General features: G+C 61.0%; 12 protein-coding genes. 8 read left to right on the top strand and 4 right to left on the bottom strand.

All coding sequences use genetic code 11. The features are described from left to right. Positions 1-14: 14 nt before the first annotated feature. A complete protein-coding gene (locus tag HFO99_RS02510) occupies positions 15-1,058 on the bottom strand; it encodes an ABC transporter substrate-binding protein (protein WP_222359002.1) in 1,044 nt (347 codons plus the stop codon). 197 nt (positions 1,059-1,255) lie between these two features. Here HFO99_RS02510 and HFO99_RS02505 point away from each other — a divergent pair, with 197 nt between their 5' ends. Beyond that, positions 1,256-2,275: a LacI family DNA-binding transcriptional regulator gene (locus HFO99_RS02505; RefSeq protein WP_222359000.1), complete on the top strand. Its 1,020-nt coding sequence runs from the start codon at positions 1,256-1,258 to the stop codon at positions 2,273-2,275. Between the two features lie 104 nt (positions 2,276-2,379). On the opposite strand, the gene HFO99_RS02500 is transcribed toward HFO99_RS02505, so the two are convergent. The 3 genes from HFO99_RS02500 to HFO99_RS02490 form a co-directional block, all read right to left on the bottom strand. Beyond that, entirely contained in the window at positions 2,380-3,519 is a 1,140-nt protein-coding gene (locus HFO99_RS02500; protein ID WP_409994925.1) for an FAD-dependent monooxygenase, read from the bottom strand. Between the two features lie 133 nt (positions 3,520-3,652). After that, entirely contained in the window at positions 3,653-7,063 is a 3,411-nt protein-coding gene (locus HFO99_RS02495; RefSeq protein WP_222358996.1) for a molybdopterin cofactor-binding domain-containing protein, read from the bottom strand. Beyond that, complete coding sequence (locus HFO99_RS02490; RefSeq protein WP_315860463.1) at positions 7,056-7,541, bottom strand: (2Fe-2S)-binding protein; 486 nt, start codon at positions 7,539-7,541, stop codon at positions 7,056-7,058. The genes HFO99_RS02495 and HFO99_RS02490 overlap by 8 nt, the downstream gene beginning before the upstream one ends. 275 nt (positions 7,542-7,816) lie before the next feature. Between HFO99_RS02490 and HFO99_RS02485 the strand changes: the two genes are divergently transcribed. The 7 genes from HFO99_RS02485 (at position 7,817) to HFO99_RS02455 (ending at position 13,683) form a co-directional block, all read left to right on the top strand. Beyond that, entirely contained in the window at positions 7,817-8,245 is a 429-nt protein-coding gene (locus tag HFO99_RS02485) for a MarR family winged helix-turn-helix transcriptional regulator (RefSeq protein WP_222358992.1), read from the top strand. A 76-nt stretch (positions 8,246-8,321) separates the two neighbouring features. Beyond that, complete coding sequence (locus HFO99_RS02480; RefSeq protein WP_222358990.1) at positions 8,322-9,011, top strand: TetR/AcrR family transcriptional regulator; 690 nt, start codon at positions 8,322-8,324, stop codon at positions 9,009-9,011. A 162-nt stretch (positions 9,012-9,173) separates the two neighbouring features. Then, on the top strand, positions 9,174-9,875 hold the full coding sequence (locus HFO99_RS02475; RefSeq protein WP_222359249.1) for an Asp/Glu racemase: 702 nt from the start codon (positions 9,174-9,176) through the stop codon (positions 9,873-9,875). Between the two features lie 13 nt (positions 9,876-9,888). Beyond that, on the top strand, positions 9,889-10,671 hold the full coding sequence (locus HFO99_RS02470) for an alpha/beta fold hydrolase (protein ID WP_222358988.1): 783 nt from the start codon (positions 9,889-9,891) through the stop codon (positions 10,669-10,671). Positions 10,672-10,698: 27 nt separating this feature from the next. Continuing rightward, complete coding sequence (locus tag HFO99_RS02465) at positions 10,699-11,730, top strand: leucyl aminopeptidase (protein WP_222358986.1); 1,032 nt, start codon at positions 10,699-10,701, stop codon at positions 11,728-11,730. Between the two features lie 31 nt (positions 11,731-11,761). After that, on the top strand, positions 11,762-12,382 hold the full coding sequence (locus HFO99_RS02460; protein ID WP_222358984.1) for an isochorismatase family protein: 621 nt from the start codon (positions 11,762-11,764) through the stop codon (positions 12,380-12,382). A 374-nt stretch (positions 12,383-12,756) separates the two neighbouring features. Beyond that, on the top strand, positions 12,757-13,683 hold the full coding sequence (locus HFO99_RS02455; protein WP_222358982.1) for an XdhC family protein: 927 nt from the start codon (positions 12,757-12,759) through the stop codon (positions 13,681-13,683). Positions 13,684-13,737 lie beyond the last annotated feature (54 nt).

The following is a 13,737-nucleotide window of genomic DNA, read 5'->3' as shown; positions in this document are numbered from 1 at the left end:
CAGCTCCCTGTCCGTCAACGGTTCATCATTTCGTCGAAGGCGACCTGGGCAGCTTCACCATTTTTCAGCCACCAGTCGGCCTTGGAGAAAACGGAAGTCTGGACGTTGCCGGGAGCGGTGGCGAGGAGTTGCATCCGTTCCGCCGGGATCAATCCACCCTCATAGGCTTTCGGGTTGACCGGTCCATAAGCGATGAAATCCGTCAGCTTCGCGCCTCTTTCTGGCTTCGTCATCGCCGCGATGAGCTTCATGGCGGCATCCTTGTTTGCCGCGCCTTTCGGAACGGCAAGGCAGTCCGTACCGATGACCGAGCCCTTGAAACTGTAATCGGCAGCACCGCCGTCCGTCTTGACGCTTTGGGCGCGACCATTCCAAGTGACGACGAGGTCGGCTTCGCCGTCCTTCAGGATCTGGGCCGATTGCGCACCCGACGTCCACCAGATCGCAACATTTGGCTTCAGCTCTTCGAGACGGGCGATTGCACGCTCCAGTCCCCCTGATGCGCTCAGGACGTTGTAAACGTCATTTGGTGCCACCCCTTGCGAGAGAAGGGCGATCTCTATGAGATCCTGCGCATTGGCGCGTAGCGCGCGGGTTCCGGGAAATGCCTTGACGTCCCAGAAATCGGCCCAGGTCTTCGGCGGATTGTTGCCGATGGTCTTTGTGTTCCACGCCATCACAGTGCCGTAGGAACTGAAGGGATAGCAGTACTCCGATTGCGCGCCTGCTGGCAGTGATTTGCCGTCGATGACGGAATAGTCCAGCGGCTCCAGCAGTCCTTGGGCGGCAGCCTGCGCACCTTCCGGCGACCCGAGGTGGATAACGTCGGTCGTGACTGCACCTGAAGTGACCTGCATTTTGAGTGCTGCAAAGCCGTCGCTCTGGGTTTCTTCACGCACGTCGAGGCCAAGCTCGCGGGCCGCAGGTTCCCACATTGCTTGTTTCATGGCGGCACCATAGTCCCCGCCGGCGGTTGTGATGGTCAGTGTCTGTGCAGCCAGCGGGCCGGCGGCGGTCATGGCGATAGCAGCCACGGATAGGCGCAGCATACGAAACATTCGATATCTCCTTTGTTCACCTCTGAATGACGATTCTTGGGGTCTGATGCCCGATTTTCCGAAATCGTAACGTTACGATTGATAGATGTCGGCGCCTTCGTCAAGCGGAATCTTGTTCCTCAACCATCCCACTTCCAATCTTCCGGCGGAAAGGGCAGTGTATTGAAAAAGCGAACCACAGAAGATTGACAGACGCGATGGCAGTGAATTTGAGACCCAATCTGAGGCAGATCGCGACAGAGCTAGGTCTTTCGGTGACGACAGTTTCCAGGGCATTGAAGGACGGACCGGAGGTTCATCCAGACACCATCAAGCGTGTAAAGGCTGTCGCCAACGCTGCGGGCTATGTCCCGAACTTCCATGGCAGGGCTTTGCGCACAGGCCTGACACAGGCGCTGACCGCAATACTGCCGATGGAAACGCGCGACTACCTGTCGGACATCGCGAAACTGCCATTGATTGAAGGGCTGACGCTCGCCGCACGAGAACACGGGTATAGTCTCTCAATATACTCCACCACACCTGAGGAAGATCCGCAGGAGAATCTCAGTCGACTGATCCATGCCGGCGGTGCCGATGGGATAGTGATTACCCGAATGGTCTCGGAAGATTCGCGCATACCGTTTCTCCTCGGCCGCAGCATTCCGTTCATCGCCTTCGGCCGTAGCGGCGGTGCGCTCGACTACGCTTTCGTGGATGTCGATAACGAGGGCATAGCCTTCCAAGCCGTCAACATGCTGCTCGAACGAGGGTGCCGGCGCATTGCGCTTCAACTGCTGACCCGCGAGGACCAATACAGCACCGTGCGTATGGCCGGTTATGCCAAGGCCATGACTGGAGCGGGGCTTTCAATCGATCCTCAGCTGATCGGGCACGAGGATTTCACCATGGAGGCGAGTGAACGCTGGGTCACGCGTCTGCTGGATCTTCCGGAACCGCCGACAGGCCTGGTCTGCGCCAACGAACTAGGCCTTCTCGGAGCGCTGAGTGCTGCGCGCCGAAAAAGCCTGACCGTTGGTCGCGATTTTCACATCGTCGTTCGTGACAGCACGCATATGTGTCGTTACCTGTCCGCCCCTCTCATCGCCCATACCGTCGATATGGTGGCCGTCGGGCGCAGCCTGGTCGAGGGGCTGGTGCGTCAGATCGAGCGGCCGGACGCCCCTCACATGCAATTGGTCGTGGATGGAAAAGTCGAGTTTATCGCAAACGCCTGATGCCCGTGCCATCGCTCCGAACCAGAAGACAGCTGCATGGCCGCCGGACTATTTCCGGCAGGCCCGCTCGGCGCCTTGTTTCGCAAGTGCGAACGGTCGCTGGTTCAGCCAAGGGGGGCGGTCAGCGGGTCGTAGGCATAGACCCAAGCAGGATCTTCCGGCTGCTTCAGCCAAGTGTTCGCGTTGGATATGGTCTGCACCTTGGTGGCCCGTTCACGCCGTGTAGCCTCATAAAGCGAGAAGGCGTCCCTGTAATCAGCCATGCCGCTTTCTTCGAGGCATCGCACCAGGATTGCTGCGTCCTCGATGGCCATACAGGCGCCCTGCGCCATATGCGGACGCATGGGGTGGCATGCGTCACCCAGCATGACAAGACGGCCACGGCTCCAAAGGTTTAAGGGGTCGCGGTTCCAGAAAGGCCATTTTGTGACGGTTTCGGTGGCATCGACCAGTGCCTGCACCATCGGATGCGAACCTCCGAATATCGCTTCCATCTCCTCTCGCGAACTGTCGACGAAACTGGTTTCATGCTCCCAGCCGTCCACCGGCACGCCGGTGACATAATAATATTCGCTGCCATTGCCCTTGGTGGCATAGGCCATGATGTGGCGAGAGGCTTCCCACCACCACTTGACACAAGTTTCGAACTCGAGGCCGGAACCACGCAGCTTGTCCATGTTGACGAGGGCGCGGTGGCCGATCCAGCCGGAGAAGCGCGGTTTTTCGGGCCCGAGCAGCATATCGCGGATCATGGAATTGATGCCGTCGGCGCCGACGACAAGACCGGCAGCAACCCGCCGTCCGTTCTCGAATGTGAGCAGCACGTCGGTTTCGCGCTCCTCGATGCCGGTCAGGCGGTGGCCGAAATGGACCTTGTCCTGCGGCAGCGCGTCTATCTGGACGGCATGCATGTCGCCGCGGTGGATGGTGATGTAGGAGGCACCGTATTCCTTGCGGCCATAATCGCCGAGAGGAATGCGGGAGAGATAGTCGCCGGTCATGCCATCACGGGAGAACCAGAAATCCGGATGGGAGCCGATCTGCTCCAGCTTCTTCTCAATGCCGATGCGGCGGAAGATTTTCATCACGTTCGGGCCAATGTGAATGCCGGCGCCCAGACGCGTGAAGGCGGGGGCCTGTTCGAAACTATGCACGGAGAACCCGGCGCCGGCCAGCAGGGCTGCTGCCGCAGCGCCGCCAAGGCCCGCTCCGATGACCGCGATCTCGACCTTCTCAATGTTCATGCTCATGGTTTTGTCCTTCTTCTGTCAGGCATATTGTTGGCCAACAAACAATGCGAATGCGAACCGGCCGTTGTCGTCGTCGGAAGTGGACCCTGATCAGCCGGGAACCCAGCGCGATCGCGGTCCTCCGGCGCTACCAGGGTGGCAAATCGGGGGCGAAGCGCTGCCGCAGATAGCTAGCGAGGGCTTCCCGTTCCGTGTCTGTGAATTCGCCGTGGAAGGACGGCATGTCGCGCAGATCCAGCCCGTCCGGCGCCTTCAGACCCTCGTCCAGAACGGAGAAGAGAGCATCGGGCACGGGCGCGCGCAGTGCCGCGGACCGGCTGATCGGCGCAAGAGCCGCCGTGACTGTCCCGGCAAGCGCGGGCTCATGGCAGACGGCGCAGGCGCTTTCGTAGATCCGGCTGGCCCGCGAGGGTGCAAGTCTGGCCTCAGGAACGGACACGGCGGGTGCGGTATCAATTCCGCTCAATGAGGCCAGATACATGGCCATAGCGCGGATATCACCATCGGGCAGGGCGGTAAGGCTGGCGGCGACTTCCGCCATCGGGCCGGATGCCGTTGCTGCTTCGGAATGCCCGCGGCGCAGATAGGAAAAGAGCGTGTCCTCGTTCCAGCCGCGGGCGGCGGCCAGCGGCCCGGCAAGGGCCGGGGCATACCAGCCCTTGATCATGGCTCCGGTAAGCTCGGGCAGTTCTGCGCCGGCGATATTGCGGGGGGCATGGCAGGCGGAACAGTGGCCCGCCGCCTCGACCAGATATTTGCCGCGGTTCCATGCTTCGCTACGGACCGGATCGGGCGTGAAAGGCGCGGCGTCGTGATAGAGCCAGTTCCAGACGGCGAGGGCCGGGCGCAGGTTGGTCGGCGCGATCATTCGTGACGGTAGCGGTTCCTGGCGCACGGGCGTCAGCGTCTGGATGTAGGCGTAAAGCGAGAGCATGTCCTCGCTGTTGATCCTGGCAAAGGAGGTGTAGGGGAAGGCCGGGTAGAGGTTATGGCCGTCGCGGCTGATGCCATGACGCATCGCACGCTCGAACGCCTCGAAACTCCAGCGGCCAAGACCCGTTTCCGGCTCGGGAGTAATATTTGTGGAATAGACCGTGCCGAAGGGGGTGACCATTGGGCGTCCACCCGCATTGGGCAACCCATCATTGGCGGTGTGACATGTGGCGCAGTTACCAAGGGCAAATACCTGGCGGCCACTTTCGAGTGTCTCCTTGGAGAACGTGCCGGACGCAGGCGCAGCGGAAGGAGCAATAGACCGGTTGAGCGGCAGGGCGATGGTACCCATCGCAAGCATGCCGCCGATGACGGCGCCAAGCCCGAGCAGTTTCTTGCGCAGTGGGCTCCGGCTCCTGAGCGGGCGGGCCTCCGCAGCGGCGAGGGCGGGCTTGGTCCCCGAAGCTGCGAGCGCTGCGCGCATTTTCTCCGGTGTAAACGGCACTTCGCGCATGCGCACGCCGGTTGCGTCGAAAATAGCATTGGCGATGGCCGCAGCACTCGGCACCGCCGCGCTTTCGCCAACGCCGAGGGGAGGATCCTCCGGCCGCGCGATCAACATGGTTTCGATCTCGGGCACGGCGGGAAAAGTCTGGATCGGATAGGCCGCCCAGCTTCGCGGTGTGGGAGAGATTTCGTTGAAGGTGACTTCCTCAAGCAGCACCCGGCTTGCCGTCTGAATGGCGTTGCCATGGATCTGCTGGCGCACGCCGTCCGGATTGATGACGAGGCCCTGATCCTGGCCAATGAAGATGCGGGTGAGCGCGACCTCACCGGTTTCCGTGTCCACAGCGACATCCACCACCCAGGCGGCGGAAGCCGCCGCCGTGCCGGGGAAGGTGCCATGCACATAGGTGGCGAAGGCAAAACCCTGACCGAAGGCCATACGACCTTCGCGACGCAGACGCGGACCGACGCGCTCCGCCCATCCTGCCTGTTCGGCCGTGCGGCGGACAAGATCGGCCTCCCGCGGATCGTCGAGATGACGCAGCCGGAAGGCAACCGGATCCTCGCCCGCCTCGTAAGCCATTTCATCCACGAAACTCTCATGGGCAAAGGTGTTGGGCAGGGCGGAAACACCGCGCATCCATGCAGCCCGCACGATCGGCGCCATGTCATGCACCGTGATGCGTCTGTGAGGGACCCGATAAGGCGGGATGATGGTGCGGTCGCCCATGTCAGAAGGTCGCGCCTCCGAACTGGTGCGGCCTGTCAGCAGCAGCGACAGGTTCGGCCCCCGGTTGGATGGATACCAGGTGTCGATGGCATAGGCATGCAGCGCGCCGGCTTTTAGTCCGCCGTTCACCTCCATGAGTTGCGCGGCGCCTTTGGGCTCCCAAAGATGCTCCTGCGCGCGGGTGAGCTGGACCCTGACTGGCCGGCTGATGGCGCGCGACAGAAGCAACGCGTCGCCGCAAACATCGTCGGCGCAATTGCGCCCGTAGCAGCCGGCAGCCTGATAGCGGCGGATTTCGATCCGCTCAGTCGGCACTCCGGCAAGGACGGCCAGATCATCGCGGAGCATGTGCGGGTTCTGCGTGCCGGACCAGACGAGAGGCGTGCCGCCGTTCCAGTCGGCGATGGCGCAGGACGGGCCGATGGAACCGTGTTCGTGATAAGGCCAGACATAGGTGCGTTGCCGGGCCACGTCGCATTCGGCAATAGCCCGGCCAAAATCGCCGGCACGATCAAGACTGCGCGGCGTGGAGGGATGATCCTTCAGCGTCTGGCGCAGATCGGCCATGTCAGGGATGTCAAGCGGCAGGTGCCAATGCGCCGGCAGAGCCTCCGCGATTGCCTGGGCCTGGTCGGCCCGCTCTGCCACCACACCAAGGAAATCGCCGTGGCGGACGACTGCGATGAAACCGGGAAGGTTTCGCACGGCGGCCTCGTCGTAACGGATGAGGCTGTGTCCGACAAAGGCTCCGCTGTCGCGTCCGGCATAAGGCGGCCGGATGACATGGCCGTGCACCATACCCGCAATGTCTACATCATGAATGTAAGGATGTGTCCCGCGCAGCTTGTCCGAAAGGTCACGGCGTCCGGTCCTTTGGCCGACGATGCGATAGTTCGCCGGAGGCTTGACAGGAGTTGTCCGGTCGAGCTTGAGCGCAATATCCTGTCCGGCAATCAGGTCACCATAACCACAGGACTTGTCTTGCCAGCCAAGGCAGCCTGCCTCGATCGCGATGCCATCTATCGGGGCGTTGAAGCGACGGGCAGCCTCCGTCACCAGGAAGAGGCGTGCCTGCGCGGCTGCCAGGCGCAGCGGAATGGCGGCGACCTGGATCGTTTCGGACGCGATGGTCGGCCCCTGGTCCGGGGTCGAAGCCGTATCGCCAAGCACCATATGCACCGCACTCAACGGCAGGTCCAGTTCCTCCGCAACGATCTGGGAAAGCGCAGTGTCGATGCCGGTGCCAAGATCCACGTGTCCGTTGTAACCAGTGGCAACACCACGCTCGTCCAATCTCAGGAAGACGGCCGGGCCGGCAGAGAATTCGTCATAGATTGAGAGGCTGCCGGGGGGAAGACTTTCAGTCATGCTGGGCTCCACGCATCAGCTCAGCCGCGCGTTCGACGGAAGCGATGATCTCCAGATGCGTTCCGCAACGACAAAGATTGTGGCGAAGAGCCGCGCGAATGTCTTCCCGCGTCGGTGACGGGTTATTTCGCAGGAGAGCGGAAGCGGTCATGACCATTCCGTTCAGGCAGTATCCGCATTGCGCGCCTTCGCACTCGAGAAAGGCCTTCTGGACCAAAGAAAGAGCTCCGGTCACAGGATCGGCTAGGCCTTCGAGGGTGGTAACGTCATGTCCAACGGCACGTTTTGCACGCAGCACGCAAGCCCGTGCCGGCGAACCGTCGATGAGCACGGTGCAGGCGCCGCATTGCGCCTTGCCGCAGCCATATTTTGCCCCCTTGAGACCGAGCTCATCTCTCAAGACGTCGAGAAGTGTTCGTTCCCCGGGATGCTGAAGGAGGCGCGCTGTCCCATTCACCGTCAGTTCGAGCGTATTCATCATCGGTTCCCTCGGGCTCTCTTTTTGACCCTTGTCGGGAATTCAGCAGAAAACTCGTTTGTATGCAAACGAATTTGCGCGGCGCGTGCGGATTATTTGCATAATCGGCAGGCAATAAGCTGGGTTGTTGGATTTTTAAGCAGACTCTGCCTCGGGATTGCCTTCGCTGCGCCAGCCGCCGTTTCATCGAGAGCGCATGCGGGATTTCGGCTTGACGTCAGACGTTGGGATGTTGCAGTTCGACCTTGTTTCTTCAGAAGCACTGGAAGTCGCCCATGACCGACCCGAACGACAGTTACGTCCTTGACGAGCAGGTCGGCTTCTTGCTGCGTCTCGCCTATCAGAGGCATATGGCCCTCTTCATGGAGCGCATGACGGGCGGATTGACGCCGACGCAATTCTCCACACTCTACCGGCTGCGTGAGGCGTCGGAGCCGCTTTCGCAAAACGCTCTCGGCCGTCTTGTCGGGATGGATGGCGCCACCACCAAGGGCGTGGTGTCGCGCCTGCTGGCGAGAGATCTGATCCATGTGGAGAAGGACAGCGAAGATCGAAGACGCTACACGCTCTTCATTACCGACACCGGCTGCCGGCTGCTCGATGCAGTGCTGCCGGACGTGAAAGGCAGCAGCGAGACTACGCTTGCCCCTTTAGCGCCTTCGGAAAGGGAGCAACTTCTGCAGTTGCTGAAACGTCTGATATAAAATTATACATTAAGATAATAAACGGTCTAAACACTGCCAGTGAAAAAGCGCGCAAGCGCCTGACGAGGACGATCGCGTGGTCGAGCAAAAGCTCAAAACAAAAAACCGCAGTCCGGGGCGACCTCCGAGAACCGATAGCTTTGGGAAGGCCTCGGATTTGCGCGACAGTATTTTGGATCATGCCGAATTGGCGTTCGCGGAAGCGGGTTTCGAAGGTGCCAATCTGCGGGAAATCGCCTCTCTTGCGGGGGTCAATCAGGCGCTGATCCGCTATTATTTCGGCTCGAAGGCCGACCTCTTCGATGAATGCTTCAGGCGGCGCGGCGGAGTTTTGGCGGGACATAGACACGTCAACCTGGATCGGCTTTTGGAGATCAGCGAAAACCCATCGGTGGAGGATCTTGTTTTTGCCTACCTCAAACCGCAGTGGGACATGAAGTATTCGGGACCCAATGGCGCAGCCTTCGTCGCGATGCAGGCGCGGCTGCATGCTGAGCCTGAGGAGCATGCGCTACGTCTTCGAAGGGAAGTCTACGACGCTTCGGTCAAGCGCTATATATCGGCGCTTTCACAGGTGTTGCCGCAGATTCCCAAGGACATCATCAGCGTGCGTATGGCCTTTCTTGTCGGCGCATATCTTTTCATGCTCAACGACTTGGGGCGCATCAGCGATCTCACCGAAGGTCACCTGACATCCTTCGGCAAGGACGAAATGCTCGACCAGCTCGTCCGCTTCCTCGCAGCGGGGCTGCGCGCACCCGTCTAGACAAGACAGAAACCGGCCGGCGGCTGCCCAAATCCTAGGCCAGCCGAAAATTTGTGCTTGTTATTATTCAAATGAATAATTAACATCTCTCCATCAGATCGATGGAGCCATGCAATGAGAACCTATCGGATCGGCCAGATCGTCCCGAGCTCGAACGTTACGATGGAGACGGAAATCCCGGCGCTGCTGCGTGCACGCGAAATGATCGCGCCCGAACGCTTCACCTTTCATTCCTCGCGCATGCGGATGAAGCACGTGACGAAGGAGGAGTTGGCGGCCATGGATGCAGACAGCGACCGCTGCGCGCTGGAACTTTCCGATGCCCGGGTCGATGTGATGGGTTATGCCTGTCTGGTGGCAATCATGGCGATGGGGCTCGGATATCATCGCCAAAGCCAGGCGCGCCTGCATGGCCTCACGGTCGCGAACGGCAATCCGGCGCCCGTGGTGACGTCTGCCGGAGCGCTCGTAGACGGCCTCAAGGCTATCGGCGCCAGGCGCATCGCGCTGGTGGCACCTTACATGAAGCCGCTCACGGAGTTGGTCGTTTCCTACATTCGCAACGAAGGGATCGAAGTCTCCGACTGGCGCGCGCTGGAAATCCCGGACAACTTGGCTGTGGCCGCCCATGACCCGATGAACCTGCCGGAAATCGTCAAGGGCATGAAAACCAACGACGTGGATATCGTGGTGCTTTCGGCTTGCGTCCAGATGCCGTCACTGCCAGCCGTTTCCATGGTCGAGGCGATGACGGGCAAGCCGGTTCTGACGGCCGCCATTGCCACCACCTGGCAGATGCTGCAGGCCCTTGATCTAAATAGGCGGGTACCGGGCGGCGGCACCCTGCTGTCCGGCGCCTATTGAGGAGGGCGGACAGATGGCAAAGGGATATCATCTTCATGCAAATGGAATCCGCCAACATCTCCTGCATTTCCCGGGGCAGGGGCCGACAATGTTGCTGGTTCCCGGCATTACTTCGCCCGCCATCACCTGGGGTTTTGTGGCCGAGAGATTGGCCGCGGCATTCGATGTGCACGTCCTCGACGTGCGCGGTCGCGGACTAAGTGAGGCGGGCAACCTTGATTATTCGCTGGATGCCATGGCAGCGGACGTCGTGGCATTGGCGACGACGGCAGGGATCAGCCGTCCGGTCGTGCTTGGCCACTCAATGGGTGCGCGCACGGCTATCCGTGCGGCCCGCCAGGCTCCCGACGCATTTTCGGGCTTGATACTCGTCGATCCTCCGGTTTCAGGCCCGGGACGGCGTCCCTATCCCTCCGCCTGGAACTGGTACGAGGACTCCATCCGGATGGCGCAGAAGGGCTGTTCGGGACAAGATATGCTCAGTTTTTGTCCGAGCTGGACAGATGGGCAAAATGCCCTGCGTGCCGAGTGGCTGCACACTTGCCAGCTCGATGCGATCCGCACCGCCTATGATGGCTTCCATAACGACGATATTCACGCCGACTTGCCGCATCTGAACCTGCCGATGCGCCTCGTTGTCGCCGGCGGTGCGGCCGTAATCGCCAAGGAGGATATCGATGAAATCAGGGCACTGGCTCCGACCATCGATGTCCGGATTGTCGAGAAGGCGGGCCATATGATCCCCTGGGATGACCTTGAGGGATTTCTTGCCGCCACCATGAAATTCCTCCCCTAACGCGACCCGAACCGAAAGGGCCTTGAAATGGACCACACGAGCTTCACCGAGATTTGCCTGCACCAGCTGAAGATGTCTGGCGTGCGTGAAGGCGAAAAACTCATTGTCCTCACCCAGGGCAATGACCGTCTGGAATATGCCGACGCTTTCATGGCAGCGGGTCAGCGCCTTGGCGCTCTGATGTATCATATGCGGCTGCCGGCTCCCTTGCCGACTGGCGGCTGGAATGTCGGCGTCACCGGCCTTGCCGCCATGCCCGATGCGGTCGAAGCGCTGAAGTCTTGCGATATGCTGATCGACTGCATCTTCCTGTTGTTTTCGCCGGAGCAGATGGCAATCCAGGCGGCGGGAACGCGCATCCTGACCGCTGTGGAGCCACCGGAACTGCTGGCTCGCATGTTGCCGACCAAGGAGATCCGCGAGAAGGTTGAAATCGCCGGTGTCATGTTGGCCAAGGCCAAGGTCATGCGGATCACCTCGCCACATGGAACCGACATTAGCTACAAACTCAACACCTATCCGACGATCACCGAATATGCTTGTACTGACGAGCCCGGCCGTTGGGACCACTGGCCGTCAGGCTTCGTCTTCACCGGTGGTGACGACGATGGCGTGGACGGTCAGATCGTGGTGGCACCCGGCGACATTCTCCTGCCGCAGAACATCTACGTCCGCGATCCGATCGTCTACACCATCGAGAAGGGCTGGGTGACTGACATCCGTGGCGGGCTCGACGCGCAATTGGTCAAATCCTACATGGAGGATTTCAACGATCCGCGTGGCATGGGCATGAGCCATGTCGGCTGGGGCATGAATCCGCATGCGAAATGGCACAACCTGGTCCCCGGCGCTTTCCCGGGCGGCATGGGCATGGAACCGCGAAGCTTCTATGGCAACGTCATGTTCTCCACCGGCCCCAATAACGAATTGGGTGGCCCTAACGATACGGCCTGCCACCTTGATATTCCCATGCGCGGATGCTCGCTGTTCCTAGACGACGAACCGGTCGTCATCGACGGCGACATTGTTGTGAAGGAAATCCAGATGGTGCGTGGCTGACGAGCACTCTTTCCAGCCTGAGGGGTAACACATGTCGCAGCAGGAAACCTATAAGACCGCGGGGTTCGGGCAGCCCGTCCCGCGGGGCATTCGCCCGGGAATCGTCGTGGTTGATTTCACCTACGGGTTCACCGACACGACCTATCCGACGGCTGCCGACATGACGACGGCTATTGCTGCCACACGGCAGCTCACCGATATTGCCCGCGTCAGGGGGATGCCGGTGATCTATACGACCATTGCCTATCATCCGGGTGAACTGAACAAACTGCCCTGGTTGCGCAAGGCAACCGGCATGGCGGCGCTGATCGAGGGCAGCCGGCTTGTGGAGATCGATGCGGCCACCGGTATCCAGCCCGGCGACCCTGTGATCACCAAGAAGGGCGCATCCGCATTCCATGGGACGTCTCTTGCCGCCCTTCTCACCGGTGCCGGCGTCGACACGCTGGTTGTCGCCGGTGCGACGACCTCAGGCTGCGTCCGGGCAACCGTCGTTGATGCCGTGCAGTCAGGCTTCAACGTGCTGGTCCCGGCCGATTGCTGCGCTGATCGGGCCCAGGCGCCGCATGAGGCCAATCTTTACGACATGCATCAGAAGTACGCAGACGTGACGGATGCTGACGATATAGGGCGTTGGTTGATCTCTCTCTGATCATGGATGATGCCCTCACTGCGACTTGTAACCGGCTCCGCGGTTCAAACCGCCTTCAAGGCGGGTGTTAAAGCAGGCCAGCCACGCCATTGACGGCTAGCACCCGATTTCGCTACGATCGCGGCTTGACCGACATAGGGGTTTCCGGCCGCGATGCTGAGCCAGTCGCTTCGCGGGCGGGTCGACTGAAACTTGCGAACGTTTGGAAGCAACAGGATTCAAACGTGGGGCTATCAGGCCGTCGCCGTGATGCGGATTTATTCCGCAACAAAGACGGCAAGTGGATGGGCCGCACTGTGCTTTCGCTGAATTGAGACATCTTGTACTACCGCGGTCTCAAGCCCGGACCGCCGTCGCTTCCTGTAGGATTTCCGATGGATCAGACACTCGCGCCCATCACGGCGCCAATTCCCGTCAGAGCCTCGTCCACCGACGACCCTGTGGAACTGCTTCGCTTCGCGATGGACGCCCATCGTCGTGGCGCGGCGGCACTTGCCACCCTCGTCGACATCCGGGGCGGGGCTGCACGCGCGCTCGGCGCTCATATGGCGGTTGCCGCAGACGGGCGGTTCTGCGGCTATGTCTCCGGCGGATGTGTCGAAGCCGCCGTCGCTTCCGAAGCGCTTCTTGCAATGGCGCAAGGGCGCGACCGCATGGTCAAGTTCGGCGACGGCTCGCCCTTCTTCGACATCGTCCTTCCCTGCGGTGGCGGAATCTCCGTTGCAATCCATGTCCTGAAAGATGTCGGACCTTTGCGGCATGTTGTGGAGCGTCTCGAACGCAGGCAGGCAGCCGGCCTTGCATATTCGCCAGAGCGCCGGGCGCTCGAACCGGTAGACCCAATGCCACGGACGTGCTGGCTCGAGCGAGATTTCCTGACCGTCTATCGTCCCCGCACCCGCGTCCTCCTTTCCGGGCAGACGATCGAAGCGCAGGCCGTCGCACGACTGGCCGAAGCTTCCGGCTACGACGTGATTGCCGTGGCGCCGGGCGGGGTCCGGCCGGTTGCCGACATCATCGACCCCTTCACGGCCGTCGTGCTCCTGCATCATGAGCTTGACGCCGAAGCTGCCATACTCGAGACCGCCCTTGCCTCGCCCGCCTTTTATATCGGCGCGCTCGGCAGCACCCGGACGCATCGTCGGCGTGTCGAGCGGCTGAGAGCCCTGGCTTTCAGACGCGACGACATCGCTCGTATCAAGGCGCCCATCGGGATGTTCGGCCCGACGCGGGATGCAACGTCGCTCGCCCTGTCGGTTCTGGCTGATGTCGCTGCGGCAAGACTGGTGGCTTATGCCTAAGGCGTCGGTCGCGATCGTCATTCTCGCTGCCGGCAAGGCAAGCCGGATGGGTGA

The organism is Rhizobium leguminosarum, assembly GCF_019798305.1.
Taxonomy (GTDB): Bacteria; Pseudomonadota; Alphaproteobacteria; order Rhizobiales; family Rhizobiaceae; genus Rhizobium; species Rhizobium leguminosarum_U.
The sequence above is the reverse complement of the archived record's forward strand: the minus strand, read 5'-3'. Positions and strand labels throughout refer to the sequence as shown.